The organism is Frankia sp. Mgl5 (assembly GCF_023242985.1).
GTDB lineage: Bacteria > Actinomycetota > Actinomycetes > Frankiales > Frankiaceae > Parafrankia > Parafrankia soli.
The window spans coordinates 177,381-194,088 of sequence record NZ_JALKFY010000002.1; the positions used below are offsets into that span (position 1 = coordinate 177,381).

Consider the following 16,708-nt stretch of genomic DNA (forward strand, 5'->3'; position numbering starts at 1 on the left):
GAGAAGGGGAGGCTCGTGGAACCCGCCGACTATTTCGCGTCGAACTCCGCCGACCTGCAGGAATTCGTACGAGTGCTGCCGGCACTGCGGGACCTGGGACCCGTCGCGTCCGGTCTTCCCGAGGGAGATCCAGGACGGGGCCGGCTGCGGATACTGTCGGCGGCGGCAGGCCTCTTCGAGGCGATGATGCAGGGCCGGTGGACGGAGACCGAGGACCAGCTGCTGGCCGGCATCAAGCAGGAGGCGGACCGCGGTATCCGTACGGACACCGGCGAGGACGACACGCTCGGGGCCCGCGGCATCCTGGCCCTCGGCCAGGCGTTCCGTTGCCTCCGGCCGACCGCGCGCCCCGAGGACCAGGCCTCGACGGCGGAGATCGAGGACGCGGTCGCGGAGCTGGACGCTGTGCTCACGGCCATGTCCGGCGCCGAGTCCCTGCCCGCCAGTATGGCGGGCGTCGTCGCCATGGCCGCGCCGGCCCGGTGGATCACCGGGACGTTGCTGCTGGAGCTGGCGCGGCGGCAGTCCGAGGCCGCGGGGAAAGGGTCCGGCGAGGCGCGTGCGGCAGAGGCGGCACTACTGGCCCGAGCACATCAACAGTTCGCGGGAGTGTCCCTGGAGAACCTTCCCATAGGCGCGGACACCATCGCCATGCTGAATCTGATGGTGCGGCAGATGCCGGGCGCCGGTGGGGACGCGCCGCGGCCCGGCACCGGCGCGCCGCCGCCGGCTTCGGCTCCGCCGGCTTCGGCTCCGCCGGCTTCGGCTCCGCCGGCTTCGGCTCCGCCGGCTCCGGCGGCGGCGGACGAGCGCACGACCGAGCCCGCTGCCGCGCCGCCCGTCACGCCCTCCGTCGAGCCCTGGCAGGACGCACCGGACAGGCCCGAACACGGGCCCGAGGAGCCAGTGCCCGTCCGGCCGGAGCAGCTCGCCGTGCACGAGACCAACGTGCACCGGCTGCGCGAGCTGTGTGGCCAGGTCGGCGAAGGCGATCGAGGGCGGACGGCACTCCTGCTCGGCCTGGCGGTCGCGGACCTCGCCGGTCACCTGCCCCAGGACGACGACCGGCTGCCCGAGCTGGCCCGGGAGGGTCTGCTGCGGCTTGCCGAGCCCGATCTCGGCGAACAGCCACCCGCCATGGTGATCGCGGTCGAGCGTGGCCGGGCGCGGCTGGCGGCGTTCCTGCCCGCGGATCCACATCCTGGGTCCGGGGCACCCGATCCTGGGTCCGGGTCACCCGCCGCGGGCGGTGGGCCGGTCGGCGCCGCCGCCGCGCCGCCCTCGACCGCCGCGCCGCCCTCGACTCAGGCCATGTCGGCGGGTTCCTTCCGGCTGCAACAGCCGGATCCGACGTGGGACGTCGACTGGGCCGCCATGCGGCACACCGCCGAATGGTCCCACAACACAGCCGAGCTGTTGCGGTTCATGACCCCCAGGCTGTCTGGCGACTATCAGTCGCTGAGTCGTGATGCTCTGCGGTTGATCGACCTGGCGGGCGTGCCTGGCGCTGAGGCGATGACCGGCGAGGCCCTCACCGGCTACCTGGGCAGTCTGCTTGCCGGCGCCGAGGGATTGGGGCTGTCCGGCGGGGAGGTTGCCTTCACCAGGGCAATGCAGATGGTGACCCGGTTCAGCGCCTGCTGGGCCGCTACGGAGGCGGGCGAGCCCGCGGACTGGCCCGCGGGCGCCGAGGTCGATGAGATCATCTCCAGTCTCGAGGTCGGGGACGACCCCATGCGCGGCATGGGACCCGCTTTCGACGGCTTGGCGGGGATGAAGGGGTTCCTACGCGCGGCACTGCTCCTGGGCAGGATCGGGATGGACCTCCGCGACGGCGTGGGCGATCGGGATGTGTCCTGGTACGACGACACCATCCGGCGGTTGACGGGGGTGCGAGAAGAGCTGGTCACGCCGCCCCCGGCCTTCGCCAGCATGCTCCTCCCGATGGTGGGAACCGCTGACCGGCTCGTGGGAGCCCTCGAACTGGCGCGTGATGCGGTTCGTCGGCGTGGCACCGTCCCGTCCGCTCCTCCAACGAAACCACCGCGGCCGACTCCCCGGCCTGTTCCGTCGGTCCCACCTGCTCCGGCCCCTCCGGTCGCCGCACCTGCTCCGGCCCCTCCGGCTGCCACACCCGCTCCGCCTGCGACACCCGCTCCGCCGCGGCCAGACCCACGGCCGGTCGCCGGGCAGGACCCCGATCACGTAGCGGCAGCCATGCTGGACGAGGTGGGCGGCGGTTTCGCGCGGGCGCGAGCTGTGGCCCGCAATGCTGAGGAAAGCCGCGATCCGGACGACATCGCGGCCGCGGTCGACGCGCTGCGCGCCGTCCGGCGCGGCCTGCCCGCCGGCCACCCCGACCACGCCTCCGTGCTCAGCTCACTGGCCCGGATGCTGGGCCAGCGGGCGATGCTGACCGGCTCCCCCCGGGATCTGACCGAGGCGCTCGACGCGGCCGTCGAGGCTGTCCGGGCCATGGCCGGGGACGAGCCGCGGACCGCTGTCGCACCACTGCTCGGCTTTCTCGTCGCCGCCGTCGTCCAGCGGAACACCAGCGGTCCGTTCGCCCGGGCGGAGGCGGCGCTGCGGGCGGCCCAGGCCGCCGCCGACCCCGCGGACGGCCAGCTGGCGGTGACGTTGAGCGTGGCCATCGGCGTCGCCGGTGGCCTGCGGGAGCGGGCAGGGGCGGGTGCGCCGGCTGACGGAGGGGACGGCGGGACACCGCGGTCCGCCCGGCTCGGGTTCGCCGCCGTCGAGCGGATGCTGCCCGCCGGAGATCTGACCGCCGGGTGGTACACGCAGGCACGGGAGCTCTACGTGTGGGCGGTCGCGGAGGCGATCTACCACCGAGATCGTGAGGCCAGCGAGGTTGCGCTGCGGACGGCCGGGCGGATGGAGAAACTGCTCGCCGACGATCCGGCCCTGGCCGAGCGGCTGGCCAGCAGTCCGGGCGGATCACGTGGTCTCGCCGGGCCCGGCCTGCCGGGCATCCCAGGTGCGGAGGAGCACGACGAGCTGACGGGGCTGAAACTGATGCGGGGTGTGCTGACGACCCTGGGCGACGGAGGGCCGCTCGCAGAGATGATCTACGAGTCCGCCGCGCGTGGACGACCTGAGCGTCCGGAATCCCCCGCGCCGTCCGCGTGGGCCGCGGCGCCCGGCCCCGATCCACTGCCGGACGAGGACAGCCGCCAGTTCGCCCGCCGCGGCCTCGCGCTCGCCGCCGAGACCCTCGGCGATCTCCAGCCGGGAGCGCGGTCAGGGCGCCGGACCGGCCGCCCCGACCGGCCGCGGCCCGAGTTGCTGCGTGCCGCCACCGCTGATCTGCACGCGGCCCTCGCCGGCGCCCTGGCCGACTCCGACCTGCGGATCGAGGTCGACGGCATGCTCGGGTGCTGCCTCGCCGAGCTGTACCGGCAGCAGGTGGCGGACCCGTCGGCCGTGACGGGTCCGTGTGCCGCCGCCGTGGCCAACGGCGTTGCCGGCGATCAGCCTGCCGGCCCTGCCGGCCCCGGCGGGAGCCGGGCGCTGGCGATGACGCTGCTCGACGCGGTCGAGCACCTCAGCCGCTCGCTGTCGATCAGTCCGCACGTCGAGCCGAGTGCCGCGCGGGCCGATCTGATGGACGTCCTGGCCTGGTGCTACCAGGAGCTGCACGAGCGGTCGATCCGGCCGGGCGCGCGGCTCGACGCGCAGCGCACGGCCGAGGCCGCCGTGCGGGAACTGGCGCGTTGCGTGCTGATCGACGACCATCCGGCGCGGGCGATGGAGGCGGCGACGCGGGCGAACGAGACGGTGGCCCGGGCCGTCGACTGGTGCCTGGCCGACGGTCAGCACGACGCCGCCGTGCGTATCGCCGAGGCGGGCCGCGGCCTCGTGCTCGCCTCCGCGGCCATCACCGGCCGGGTGGAGGAGCTGCTGCGTGGCGCGGGACACGACGATCTCGCCGACGGATGGCGCCGCGGCGACACGCCGGGCCGCCTCGCCGGCCTGAACGGACTGTGGAACATCGGGAGCAACGGTGCTCCGCCGTTGTTGACCCCGTCGGCGGACGAGATCCGAATGATGCTGACCGGCACGACGCTGGACGCCGTCGTCTACCTGATCCCGCCGACGACGACCGAGGAGGGGGCTGGCGGCGAAGCGGCGGCCGGCGGCGAGGCGGGGGGCCGAGGGCAGGGTGGCGATCCGGGGCCGGCACGGCGTCCGTTCGCCGCGGGCTGCCGGGCTCTCGTACTGCGGGCCTTTTCCCGGGAATCGGCGGTCATCGACCTGCCCGGTGTCGAGACCGGGCCCGGCTCCCCGATCGACCGGTATCTGGCCGCGTTCGGCCAGGCGGTGGACGACTTCGACGACACGATCCGCTATCCCGACGGTTTCCGCGGCTCGCCGTCGGGACAGCCGTGGGCGGACGCGCTGGAGGAGCTCGGGCGCTGGGCTCACACCCACATCGTCGGCCCGCTGGTCGAGCACACCCGCGGCTGGGCACTGGGGCGGACCCCGCACATCGCGCTCATCCCCCTCGGCGAGCTGGCCGCCGTCCCCTACGCCGCCGCGTGGACGCCCGATCCCACCGTCGCGGGCGGGCGCCGGTACGCGGTGCACGACCTGGTACTCACCCACGCGGCCTCGGCCCGCCTGCTGATCCAGACCGCCCGCCGGCCCCGGCAGGACCTGACTCGGCGGGTGGTCTTCGTCGTCGACCCCGCCGGGACGTCCCCCTACGCGAGGGACACCGCCAAGAGGCTCGTCGGTCGGCAGTACCCGAACGCGGAGTTCTACGGCCGCAAGGACGCGCCCACCGGGCTCGCCACGGACGACGCCGTGCTCGGCGCGCTGCCCCGCGACGACCAACCGGGCGCGTCACTGCTCCACCTCTACACCCACGGCGCGTTCCGTCCCGGCGACGGCTCCGGCGGCGACGCCCCGACCGCGGCCCTGCAGACGCTGGACGGCTGGCTCCCGCTGACGCGGATCCTGAGCCAGGCCAGGAACCGGCCGCCGGACGCGACCGGCGGCCTCGTCGTGACGAACGTCTGCCTGACCGACAGCACCCGGGTCCACTTCGACGAGTCGGTGACCCTGGCCACCGCGATCCTCGTCGCGGGCGCGACCGGCGTCATCGCCACCCGCTGGCCGGTCGACGACGACACCGGCTCCGTGCTGACCTACCGCCTGCACTACCACCTGCACATGGGCTACCCCGCCGCGGAGGCGTTGCGGCGAGCCCAGCTCGACCTGCTCACGCCTGGTCCGAACAGTCGGCTGGGTCTGCATCCGCATCTCGCCGCGCTCCCGGACGCACGGCTGAACCACCCGACCAGCTGGGCCGGCTTCGTCCACCACGGAATCTGAACGCCGGGGCCGGGCCGCCACGACCGGCCCGGCCACCTGGCCGTCAGCGGGTTCCGGGGTCGCGGTCCTGGCTGCCCAGCGTCTCGAAACGGTCGAAGTCGACCCGGTCGAGGTTCGCGAGCATGTCGAGCTGTTGACGGACCAGCTCGGTCCTCGCCGCGGAGTCGCCGTCCGGATGGAGGGCGTTCGGCGCGGTGAAGTGGTACCTGGCGAGGGCGAGCCGCAGGCTGCGACTTTCCAGCAGTATGCGGAAGACCGCCTCGTTGCTCAGCATCTGCGCGAGCGACACGGCCGGCCGCCGAAAGAAACTCGACACGAGCTGGACGGCTGACAGCCCCAGAACCAGCATCGGCACGAGCAGCGGAACGCTGTCGGGCCGCAAGGAGGAGATGACCGCCAGCGTCACGGAGGAGCCCAGCGTAAGGATCCCGCAGGCGATGAGGAACGTGTTGGTGAAGTTGACCAGCCGTACTGTCGTGCGCAGCCGGCCGGCCATCTGCTGGCGGTAGCCGCGGAGCATCGTCTCCTCGTAGGAGACGATGCTCTGCCTGTCCCGGAAGTACTGGGCGTAGTCGGCGAAGGCGATGGCCGCCATCGCGGAGGCCGGTTCCTCCTCCGGGTCCTCGTCGCTGCCGAGGAAATGGGCGAGGTCGCTGACGCCGTGCATCACCTCGACCCGCAGCACCTTGTGCGCGAAGTCCAGCGCGGCGAGATGGCGGTCGAGCGTCACACTGGCGGTCAGCGAGTCCGACACCACCAGGTGCTTCGGAGCGAAGGCGACACGGAGGCTCTGCAGCAGGATCTGCACCTTGATGTCGGTGTACACGCCGACCACCGCGATCCGCACGTTGTCGGCACCGGCTGACTCGATAATCGGTTTCAACGTGTCCATGAGCTCGCTGTGTTCACCCGAGGCATGGTCGTTGAGGTCGAACAGACTGTTCGAATGGATGTGGTGAACCACCAGCGACCCGGATCTGCTGCCATCGGAGGACCACCTGCCGCGAGTCGGCTCCGGGTGCGCGCTCCGGCGACGTGTGCCGGTCGGGTCGAGTAAACCGGTCAGCGCGCTCGGGTAGTCCGCCCCCCAGGTTCCGGCCTCGCAGTGCGGGCCGTAGCCGCGGCGCTCGAGGTCGTACTCGTCGCTCGGCACGTGCCAGTCGCGCACGTTCACCAGATGCAGCTCGCCCTCGCCGCGGCCGCGGAGACGTTCGCCCGCCGTCGCCGCGAGAAGCCGGCCGAACGGGCTTCTCCGGATCGTCCGGTCGTCGATGGTCCGGCGGTTCCCGCGCTGCTCGAAACCACCTCGACCGGACGGCAGGAAAAGTTTGCCGACGGCATCGTCCGGCAGCCTGAGCCGGCAGTTGAGATTGAAGAGGAAGTCGTTCTGCACGCACTGCGTGATCAGGATGTATTTCGCCTCGTCGCCTGGCATCGCGTCTTCGAACCTCCGAGCCGGCCGTGTGTCGGACCGTGGTGACGGCTTACCGGCTACGCTTGGTAGCCAGTCGTGGAGCAAGTTGCCCGAGCGGAACGGGGATAACTCGGACCATACCTGATGTCCGGATCTTGTCCCAGTACGGTCCTTCATTCCAGAAGTTCCCGGGGAAACTGGAGGCGCAACCGTTCCGATTACCACCGTCGAAACTGGAGCGTTCCTGTTCCGGTTTCGTGGCGAAGAACTGGAGGTCTCGCGCATCACGGATAGCCGTGATAACAATTGCGTCGTGCGGTCCCGCCTTCGGTGGCCGCCCGCGCCGGACGGCGTCGCAGTGGAGGCTGATGCATGACCCACAGGCCGGACGATCCCTCGTCGGTGCACCCGGGCCGCCCGCCCGCCGGCGCACCGCATGACGGGCCGCCACGCGCGACCGAGACCGGTTCCGGTCGCGCCGCGGGGCCCCCCGAGCGGATCGATCCGGACCGAGCTGCCGGTCGCGGGGTCGATACGGGGGGCGGCCCCGCGGCCGGCTTGAACGAAGCCGCCGGTGGACCGGCCGGTTCACCGGCCGGCGAGGCTGTCGATGACGCTGCCCACCAGCTCGTGGAGCGCGGGACGGAGCTGTTCGACCGCTACCGGCGCGGCGGCCCCGACGTCGAACCCGCCAGCGTGCTGGACTCCGCGATCAGCCTGCTGACCGAGGCGTTGCGGCTGCTCCCGGCCGAGGACGACTGCCGCCCGTCCGTCAGCGCCCGCCTGGCTACCGGGCTGATGCTCCGCTACTCCCGGCACCACTCCGGCCCGGCCGACCGCGACACGGCGATCCGCCTGCTCGAGGAGGTGGTGGCACTCGTCGACGTCGACCCGGGGGAGCTCGCGGTTGCCCGGCTGCAACTCGCTGGGCTGCTGCTCTTCCGTGTCTTCCCGGAGGACCATCTGGCGTTCTTCCGCGAGACGTCCAGCGCGATGATTGCGGGCGGGGCGTTCGGCCCGGACTTCCTGCGTGACGCGCGAGCGCTCGACATCCAACCTGCCGGCGTGGCGGCGCGGGACGACGTGGAGCGCGCGATCCAGCATCTGCAGACGCTGGAGAGCACCGGTGCCGTACCCGAGCACCTGCGGGGCGCGGCGCAGAGCCTGCTGGGCGGCGCCCGGGTTGTGCGAGGGATGATCCTGCTCTCCGGCGCCGGGCTGTGGACGGAGGGCGACGCAGCCCCGGCTGCCCGTGCGGCGCGGTCCGGGGAGCCTCCGGCCCTGGGCATGAGCCCGGATCGTCGACCCGAGGCAGCCCCGGAGCAGCCCGCCGCCTCCGCGGAGTCGCTCGAGGACTTCGGGGAGCTGATCGGGTCCGCCGCGGGCCTGCTCGCCGACGCTCCCGCCTTCGCCGGGAAGGAAAAATACATCGATCTTCTCAACGGGCTGGGGGTGGTGCTCTCGAAGAAAAGCCGCCTCCCGGCGGATCCGTCCGAACTGGGCGGCCTGATCGACGGGCTGGACCGGCTGGCGGAGCTGTTCCCCGTCGACGAGTCGTCCGCCGAGCCGGCGCTGGAGATCCTCGGGAGGATTCGCACGCGCCGGTCGCAGATGACCGGGTCGATTGACGACATAGATGCCTCGCGCGAGCTGTTCAGCCGGCGTCTCGCCGGGATGGACGAGGACGACCCCGACCGGGCTGTCGCGCTTCGCCAGCTGTTCGGGGCGACGGTGAGCGCCGCCGCCTCTCATATGGACCCCTCGTTGGTACGGGAGGCGAACGACCTCGCCCGGCAGGTCCTGGCCAGCTGGAACGACCAGCCGCCGCAACCTGGCAGCGCGGCGGCGGAGGACCTCGCCAAGGACCGCTACCTGGCCGGGGTCGCGGGCATGCTCGCCGCCATCACCGAGCAGTCGGACCCGGCGAGTGCCGAGCGGGAGCGTCTCGCGGCGCAGGGCCTGCTGGAACAGGCGTACGCCGATCTCCCGACGGGAAACGATCTACGCGTGTCGCTGGTGGGCACGATCGGTGCGTTTCTCAGCGAGCGCGGACACCAGTACGGGGTGTACGACGACGTCCTGACCGCTCGGGATTTTCTTGGTCAGGCACGCTCGATCATCGAGAGTTCGCGGGAGACGGGTCTCGGCGTCGACGATCTGGACGAGTCGATGGTCGAGGCTGTGAGCGCCTACGTCCAGCTACAAAACGCGCTGCACCGAGAAAAGGCGGCAGGACAGGACAGGACCGCGTATATCGCGGCCATCGAGCAGGCAGCCCTGGCGCTGCGCGAGGCGATGGACCGGGTGCCGCGGGGTTTCATCCTGGCGCCCACGCTGCGCCTTGGCCTTGGCCTCGCGATCCTCTCGCTGGGACAGGCCCAGGCAGACGCGGCGCGGATACGCGAGGGCCTCGTCCTGATGGAAGCGGCCGCCGACGATGGTGCGGACGAGCAGGCGCCTGGGCCTCCCGCCCTGCGCAGGCAGATCGTCATGGGCGCGGCGCTCGCCGCCCTGGCACACGCCGCGCTCGACCAGGACCTCGCCGCGCTCGACGCCGCGATCGAGCGGATCCGCGTACTGCTCGCCGGCGGTGCCCCGCTCCGCCTGCAACAAGCTCGCCTGCACGTCGGGCTGGGGCTCGCCTACGGCCTTCGGCACGAGCTCAGTGGTGACCCCGCCGACCTGGACCAGAACGTGGCCGCGCTGCTTGACAGCGTCGGGGCGGGAGCCGGTGACCCCGGTATCGCGAGAGCCGCCGAGACGCAGTGGGCGCTGTACCGGGCCCTGCGGCAGCGCGGCAGGGCGGAGGACCACGGCCGTGGCGTCCGCGCCGGCCTGGCCGCGCTGCGGACGGGTGTCGCCGACGTGCTGCTCCAGCATGACGTGGCCGACCGCCTCGCCGTGGCCAAGCAGGCCGCGGCGCGGGCGATCGAGGTCAGCCGCTGGCTGCTGCACGAATGCGCGCGGTGCCGGCGCGACGCGGACGCGGCGGCGACGGCCTGGGCCGCGCTCGAGCTGGGCCGTGGCCTGGTCCTGCACGCGGCGACGGCGACGGCGACCGCCGCCGAACTCCTCGACGCGGCCGGCCATGCCGACATCGCCGCGCAGTGGCGGGCCGCCCCGCCGCTGCCCGTGGCCAGACCCGTCGACCCGGACACCGGCGCCGCGGGCATCGACCTCGCCACCGTCCTGCTCGAGATGCCCAGCGACCTGCGCCTGCGCGCGCTGGACGCGCTGCGGCAGGCCCCGGCCGGGTCCCCGCTCGAGACGCTGCTCGAGGCACCCGCCCTCGATGACGTCCGCGGCGCGCTGCGCACGGTGGGCGCGGAAGCGATGATCTACCTGCTGCCCGGCGCCGAGGACTCGCCCGGGTACGCGCTCGTGCTCGCCGTCGACGGGGACCGGGCGGCCGGGGACTGGGTGACCGTCGACCTGCCGGGCCTGACCGACCGGGCCGGCGGGGAGCTCGACCGCTACGTCACGGCGCACAGCGCCTACCTCGAGGCCGCGCCGCCCGGGTCCGCCGAGCCGCCAGGGACGGCTGATCTGCCCGGGTCAGCCGCGCTGCCCTGGCCAGCGGTTCCCGGCGGGCTGGACGACCGGCGCCAGGCCTGGCGGTCGGCGCTGGGCCCGCTGTGTGACTGGGCCGGCGAAGTGGCCATGGGACCGCTGCTCGACTGGCTGAGCGCCCGGCGGCCCCAGGACGCCGCTGACCCGCCGCGGCTGGTGCTGGTCCCGTGCGGGCGGCTCGGTGCCGTCCCGTGGCATGCCGCCCGGAGCGCGGCGGCCGGCGGGCGGCTCGCCGTCCAGGACGCCGTGATCTCCTACGCGGCCAGCGCGCGCCAGTTCGTGGAGACCTCCGGGCGGGTCCTGCCGCCGCCGGGGGCCCGTCCCGTCGTCGTCGTGCCGGACGCGTCGCTGTCGTTCGCCCGTGTGCTGGCCCGCAACCTGGTGGGCAAGGTCTACCCGGACGGCCGGCTGTACGGGCCCGCGCTGTCCGGGGCGCCCGGGCGCGGCACCCCCGGGGAGATCCTGGAGCACATGCCGGGCGGGGCCATGCCCGCCTCGTTGCTGCAGCTGGGCGCGCACGCCACGGTCGAGAAGGACGACCCGCTCGCCTCCTACGTGCGGCTGGCGGCGCCGGCCTCGCTGGAGGCCGAGCCGCCGCCGAGCGGGGGGAACCTCACCGTCGGCGAGATCCTTTCCCAGGCCGATCGAGTCCTTCCGGCCCGGCGGACCGGTACGACGGCGGCTGACGCGGCCGGGCCGGCGGGCCTGGTCGTGCTGTTCTCGTGCGCCAGCGATGCCAGCGACTCCGACCACGACGAGGCCCTCGCGCTGTCGACCGCCCTGCTCGCCGCCGGATGGGCCGCGGTGATCGCGGCCCGCTGGAAGGTCCTCGACCTGCGTACCTCGATCATGATGTTCATGTTCCACCGCCATCTCGGCGACCTGGCGCGGACCAGGGGAGCGATCCTGCCCGCCGAGGCGCTACGCCAGACCCAGCTGTGGATGCTCGACGGGAACCGGGTGGTCCCCGACGACATGCCGCCGCTGCTGGCCGGGCCGGCACGGGAGGCCCGGCTGGGCGGGCGCCGCCAGGATCTTGAGCTCGACGACGTCTGCTCCTGGGCCGCGTTCACCGCACAGGGCCGCTGACACAGGGCCGCTGACACCGGGCCGCACGGACACGGGCACCACGCGGGGACGGGTAACGGGCCGGCCGGACCTGGCATCGAGAGGAGGACCCGAGATGTCCGTGCGACGGGCCATCGACGAGCTGCTGCGCGACCGGGCCGAGCTCGCCCGCCGGCTGGCACCCGGCGGAGCCGAGCTCCTGGCGGCCGGCCTGCGCGGGATCGCCGCGGCTCGACGGACCGAGGACCAGCTGGCGCTGACCGTCGACCTGATCGGGGATCTGGTCCCGTATCTGCCCGCCGACGATCCGCTGGTCGTGGCGTTCATGATCGATGACACCGAGGCCTACGCCGGAGCGCCCACCGCCGCCGCCGCACTGCGCCGGCTGATCGCCGACATCGACGCACGCGGGACGCTGCCCGCCCCCGGTCCTGCACCCGAGGTCGGCCCGGGACCCGGGGCGGCGGACCGGTTCGGGAGCCTGGGGGAGGATCTGGAGCTCGTGAACGCCGTCCGGCGTGACCTGCTCGCGGCGCCGGCCCGCACGGCGGGCGAGCTGCGCGAGACCGGCGGCGACCCCGACGCCCCGGGCCTGATCCGGCTGCGCCGGGCCGGCGGCATGATCCAGCTCCCGGCCTTCCAGTTCGACGAGCGGCTGCGCCCGCGGCCGGTGGTCGTCACCGTGAACCGGCTGCTCGAGGCCGAGGCCGACCCGTGGGGCGTGGCCTCCTGGTGGCTGGACCGGAACTCCTGGTTGGGCGGCGCACCGGCGGATCTTGTCGGCCGCGTTCCCGACGGCGACATCATCGCCGCCGCCCGGGTGGATCTGGAGGGTGCCTGAGATGCCGCCAGGGCTGCCACCGAACGAGTTCGACGGCCAGGTGCGGGCCGCGCTGATCCCGGCCGGGACGGTGCTGTACCGGGTGCACGAGGCGCGCCGCCCGGCGCACGCCTTCAATCCCACGCCGGCGCCGCCCGCGCCGGGCGGCGGGCGCTTCGACGGCACCGCCGAGCATCCCTACCGGTACCTCTACGCCGCCCCGCGGGCCGCGACCGCGGTGGTCGAGCGGCTGGTCCGCAGCCGCGAGTTCGACGGCACGCGGCGCCTGCTCAACCGCACGGCGCTGCGCGGGATGCGGCTGTCCGCCATCGAGGTGCGACGTGAGCTGCGGCTGATCAGCCTGGTCAGCGCGGTGGATCTCGCCACGGTCTGCCAGGACGACTGGCTGGTGCAGGCCCCCGAGCGCGAGTTCGGCCTGACCCGGGCCTGGGCGCCCTGGCTGCGCGAGCGGGATCCGACCGCGGCCGGCCTCGTCTGGCAGTCACGGCGGGACAGGCCGCACACCTGTCTCATGCTCCACGCCGACCTCCACAGCGTGGACGGCGCGAGCCCGGTCGGCGTGGACGTCCAGGCCGCGGTGGGCACGCACGACCTGCCCCACCTCGATCTGGACTCGCCCGCCGGCCATCGGTGGCTCAACAGTGTCCTGCGGCCCTACCGCACCCAGATCACGTCGGACGAACCCGCCGCGTTCTGACCCGAGCCCCGCCGACAGGGCGCCGCGTTGACGGCCGCCGGCCGCCGGCCGGCGGGACTCGCCCGGGACTCGCCCGGCCGGCGCCCCGATCGCTCCCGGGTTCGCGCCCGGCTTCCTCGTCACGCTGGAAAGGAGGGCAGGCGGCAGGGAGGAGGTGTGCGGTGGAACCCCACACCCGGTAGCCGACATGCAGCACCCTGCCGGCCGTAGTTCGGCCGGCCGCGACCCTGCCGGCCGCGACCCTGCCGGCCGCGACCCGTCGGCGTCAACCCGGCGGGACCGGCCGGCGGGCAAGGCCGGCGAGGATCACCTGGATCACCTCGGCGTCCTTGGCCACGAAATGGATCTGCCACGAGCCGTCCGCCGCGAGCTCGAGGTCGAGCGCGCCGAGGATCCAGGCCAGGCTCGACGCCGGGAGGAGCCCGCCGCGTCCCGCGCCGAGCAGCGGCAGGCAGATCGAGCGCAGCGGCGGATCGAAACGGGCCCGTTCCCGGCGGGCCAGCTCGAAGACGGCGCCCACGGCACGCGCGACCGCCCCGGGATCGGTGTCGTAGTCGTTGGACCCGGCCCGCGGCGTCGCCACCGCCGCATGGTAGATCCGCCTGATCCCCCGCCGGCCCAGCTCGCCCGACGAGGTCGGCGCGATCGTCCCGCCCGGCACGGCCAGCCCGGGCTGGCCGTTCGCGAGCATCCAGGCACCCAGCTCGGCCCCGACGACGTCGTCCAGGATGCCGCCCGCCGGGTTGCGCACAGCGGCGGCCCGGCGCAGACACGCCGAGATCGAGCTCTTGAACGTCAACGGCACCTCGAAGTACGTGTTGGTCGGCGACACGACGACGTCGATCGCACAGAGCAGGTCGACGGACGCGTGATGGACGGCGACCTCGGCGGGCCGGCCCCCGAGCGTGGCCGTGACGACCGTGGCCCCCATCACGGCGTCCGGCGTCCCCGCGGTGTCGGGCAGGCCGGCGGGCGTCCCGGTGCCGGAGCGGGTCCCCACTCCGGACGGCTCGGATGGCTCCGGCGGCTCGGCCCGTTTCTCCCGGCACAGCGCGAGGATCTGGTCGGCGGTGTGCCGGATGATCAGCGGCTCGTGGTGCTTGCGGAACCGCTCGGCCCCGACGCCGTAGAGCTGGGCTCCCCGGCGCCTGCGGTCCTGACCGGGCCAGTCCCGCGTGCCGGGCAGCAGCCCGAAGGTGAAGGCGGCCACCTCGGCCAGCCGCCCGCCGTCCAGCCGGTCGACCGCCGCGCGCAGCAGCGTCTCGACGGCGGACGGCGAGCGCGCCCCGGCACCAGGCACGTCCGCGTGCAGGGCCGCGGCCCACAGGGGCTCGGCGTCGACCTCACGCAGCCGCAGCAGCCCGCGCTCGCGGACCCGCTTCAGCGCGCCGACGAGCTCGTCATGGGTCGGTTCCGGCGGGGGCGGCGGTTCCCGGCCGGCCGGGAACCCGCCCCGGGGGCTCGGGACGTCCGTAGCGGTCATCGTCGAGCTCCTCCGCCAACCTCGCGGCTTCCAGAACCTCGCGGCTGTCAGGCGGATAGTACTTCTCCCGCAGGCGAAACGAGGCCCGAGCGGCATCGAGCGCGGTGCCCCGGTCTGTGTCGGCGAGCGCGCGGGCGAGGAGCAGCTCGGCCCAGCCGGCGGGCAGCGACGGGTGGACACCCGGGGCGAGCTCGATCACCAGCCGGACGTCGTCCGCCGCCTCCACCGCCCGGCCGGCGAGGAGAAGCGCGTGAGCGTGCAGGAGGAGGGCCCGCAGGGTCGGGGCCGCCGCCGTGCCGAAGCGCCGCGTCCGTTTCGCGGCGACGGAGCGGGTGATGACCTCCACATCGGTGGCGAGCCCCGCCGACGCCTCGCCCGGCCGCTCCTCGATGGAACGGATCATGGTATAGGCCAGGATCGCCTGCACGGTGAGGGTGAAGGGGTGGTCCGCGCCGAGGTCGGCGACCGCCGCGTCCCGCTCGGCCGACAGCAGCCGCCGGGCCAGGTCGAGGTCACCGGGCCCGTTGCGCTCCCGGATCGCCTTCGCGTGGTTGACCCGGCTCATCCTGGTGAGGTGGGCATCCGGGCCGTGCAGACGGGCCCGGCGCCCGGCCAGCTCCTCCCAGCTCCGTACCGCGGCGTCCAGGGCCCGTGGATTCCCGCTGATCGTCGCGTAGCGGGTCGCCAGGGCGCCCAGGTTCAGCACGACGCGGTCGTCCGCTCCCAGTAACTGTTCGGCCCGTTCCCGCAGCCGACGCCAGGCGGCGGCCGACTCCGCGGCCGGCCGGCGGCGGCTGCGCAGCTCCTCGAGCCAGGCCTGGATCCGGAACGCGATCGCGCTGTCGGCCGGGACGTTTCCGAGCTGGATCTCCAGGATGCGCTCGGCGTCGGCGGGTGAGCCGCCCTCGCCGACGTGGTGCATGAGCGTCTCGAGCGCCGCGGCGGTGGACGCGTCCGCCTCGGCACCGCCCGGCGCCGCTCCCGCCGGGCGCGACGGTTCCCGCACCCCTCTCCATCCGGCTCGGACATCGCCACCCCCGGTGTCGGGAACCTGATCGCCGGGGCCGCCGGTGTCCACGCCGGCGCCGGCGCCGCGCTGTCCGGGCTCCGCGGGGACATCGGTGGGCAGGAGGCTGTTCGCCGTCTCCCAGAGCCGGCGCAACTCGGCCGCGACCGCTCGCCGCTCTCCCGGGGACATCCGCAGCAGGAGGTGGGTGACGCTGGTCATCAGCGATTCCAGCTGGCGTGGGACGCGCGCGGCGCCGACCTCGGGAAAAGCCGTCTCGTGCAGGTCGGCGCGGACCGATTCGAGCACGCCACCCGAGGTGGCACCGGCGTCGTCGAGGCTGCGCCGAACGGCGCGGCGCAGGATCTCGGCGAGCGCGCCGACCGTTTCCGCCGCGCTGCCCGCTTCTGCCACGCCCACCGTGTCCGCCGTCGTGGCCCTCCCCTCCCGGGCGCCGGCCGGGCAGGTGATGCCGGCGGCCACGGCGAGATCTTCCAGCGCGGCGACCGGCGGGGCGAAGTCGCAGGTCGCGGCAACCAGCGGCTGTTGCGCGGCCCATTCGGCGACGACGCGGACGAGCGATTCCGCGGCCACCCGGCGGGGCGGTTCCCCGAGGCTCTCCAGCATCGAGAGCCAGCCCTCCCGGTAGGGCCAGAACGAGGCGGCCTTCGCCTGGAGCACGAGCCTTTCCAGGCTTCCAGCCGGCTCCGCGGGCACGAGCAGGTGCGGGGCCTTCTCCCGGAGGAAGGCGGCCAGGGTGGCGCTGCGGCTCCCGAAGACGTGGTCGAGGCTGCTGGCGCTGTTCTGCCCCGCGGCCTCGGCGACCCCGCGCAGGCCGGGCCGGTCCCGCGCGAGCCGGATGATGTCACCGCCGTAATATTCGGCGACGGTGGCCAGGTGCTTCTCGAGCGCGGCGTAGAACCGCCGGCGCGAGCGCAGTGTCCGGGTCGGCGCGTGCTCGTTCGGTGTGTCGGCCGCGGCATGCGGTCGCGGTGGTTCGAACCATCGTGACACCTGCGTGTTCCGCAGCTCCATCGTCAGCGCCGACATCTTTCCCCCGTTGTCGATGCGATGTGGTGCGATCCTGCGTCAACTCTGTCTTTTCTGGGTTACGGCTGGCTACCCTCCGCTGCCGTGGTCGAGAGGTGGGGCGGCGGGCCGCGCCCACCGCGGTTGCGGGCCGGCGGTGCGGCCCGGCCCCGGCTGGTCAGACGGCCCGCATCTTAGCGTCGGATGTCGTGTCATAGGTTCATGGAACATGCGATGTCCTCGGA

At 73.8% G+C, this 16,708-nt stretch carries 7 protein-coding genes; 4 read left to right on the plus strand and 3 right to left on the minus strand.

The annotated features are described in order from the left end of the window. Positions 1–15: 15 nt before the first annotated feature. On the plus strand, positions 16–5,355 hold the full coding sequence (locus MXD62_RS39595; RefSeq protein ID WP_248827721.1) for a CHAT domain-containing protein: 5,340 nt from the start codon (positions 16–18) through the stop codon (positions 5,353–5,355). Positions 5,356–5,398: 43 nt separating this feature from the next. On the opposite strand, the gene MXD62_RS01990 is transcribed toward MXD62_RS39595, so the two are convergent. Continuing rightward, the gene (locus MXD62_RS01990) at positions 5,399–6,790 is read right to left on the minus strand and encodes a hypothetical protein (protein ID WP_248827722.1); all 1,392 of its coding nucleotides are present in this window, start codon (positions 6,788–6,790) and stop codon (positions 5,399–5,401) included. Between the two features lie 537 nt (positions 6,791–7,327). Between MXD62_RS01990 and MXD62_RS01995 the strand changes: the two genes are divergently transcribed. The 3 genes from MXD62_RS01995 (at position 7,328) to MXD62_RS02005 (ending at position 12,945) form a co-directional block, all read left to right on the plus strand. After that, positions 7,328–11,428, plus strand: a complete 4,101-nt coding sequence (locus tag MXD62_RS01995; protein WP_248827723.1) for a CHAT domain-containing protein — start codon at positions 7,328–7,330, stop codon at positions 11,426–11,428. Positions 11,429–11,522: 94 nt separating this feature from the next. After that, a complete protein-coding gene (locus MXD62_RS02000) occupies positions 11,523–12,248 on the plus strand; it encodes a hypothetical protein (protein WP_248827724.1) in 726 nt (241 codons plus the stop codon). Between the two features lies 1 nt (position 12,249). Then, positions 12,250–12,945, plus strand: a complete 696-nt coding sequence (locus tag MXD62_RS02005) for an RES family NAD+ phosphorylase (RefSeq protein WP_248827758.1) — start codon at positions 12,250–12,252, stop codon at positions 12,943–12,945. A gap of 265 nt (positions 12,946–13,210) precedes the next feature. On the opposite strand, the gene MXD62_RS02010 is transcribed toward MXD62_RS02005, so the two are convergent. Continuing rightward, positions 13,211–14,428: a hypothetical protein gene (locus MXD62_RS02010; protein WP_248827725.1), complete on the minus strand. Its 1,218-nt coding sequence runs from the start codon at positions 14,426–14,428 to the stop codon at positions 13,211–13,213. Beyond that, positions 14,346–16,484, minus strand: coding sequence for a hypothetical protein (locus MXD62_RS02015; RefSeq protein WP_248827726.1), 2,139 nt, complete (start codon positions 16,482–16,484; stop codon positions 14,346–14,348). The genes MXD62_RS02010 and MXD62_RS02015 overlap by 83 nt, the downstream gene beginning before the upstream one ends. Between the last annotated feature and the right edge of the window lie 224 nt (positions 16,485–16,708).

Coding starts and splice junctions, on each gene's coding strand:
- MXD62_RS02015 (WP_248827726.1), bottom strand. CDS start 16,484: ATGTCGGCGCTGACGATGGAGCTGCGGAACACGCAGGTGTCACGATGG.
- MXD62_RS02000 (WP_248827724.1), top strand. CDS start 11,523: ATGTCCGTGCGACGGGCCATCGACGAGCTGCTGCGCGACCGGGCCGAG.
- MXD62_RS01990 (WP_248827722.1), bottom strand. CDS start 6,790: ATGCCAGGCGACGAGGCGAAATACATCCTGATCACGCAGTGCGTGCAG.
- MXD62_RS02005 (WP_248827758.1), top strand. CDS start 12,250: ATGCCGCCAGGGCTGCCACCGAACGAGTTCGACGGCCAGGTGCGGGCC.
- MXD62_RS02010 (WP_248827725.1), bottom strand. CDS start 14,428: ATGACCGCTACGGACGTCCCGAGCCCCCGGGGCGGGTTCCCGGCCGGC.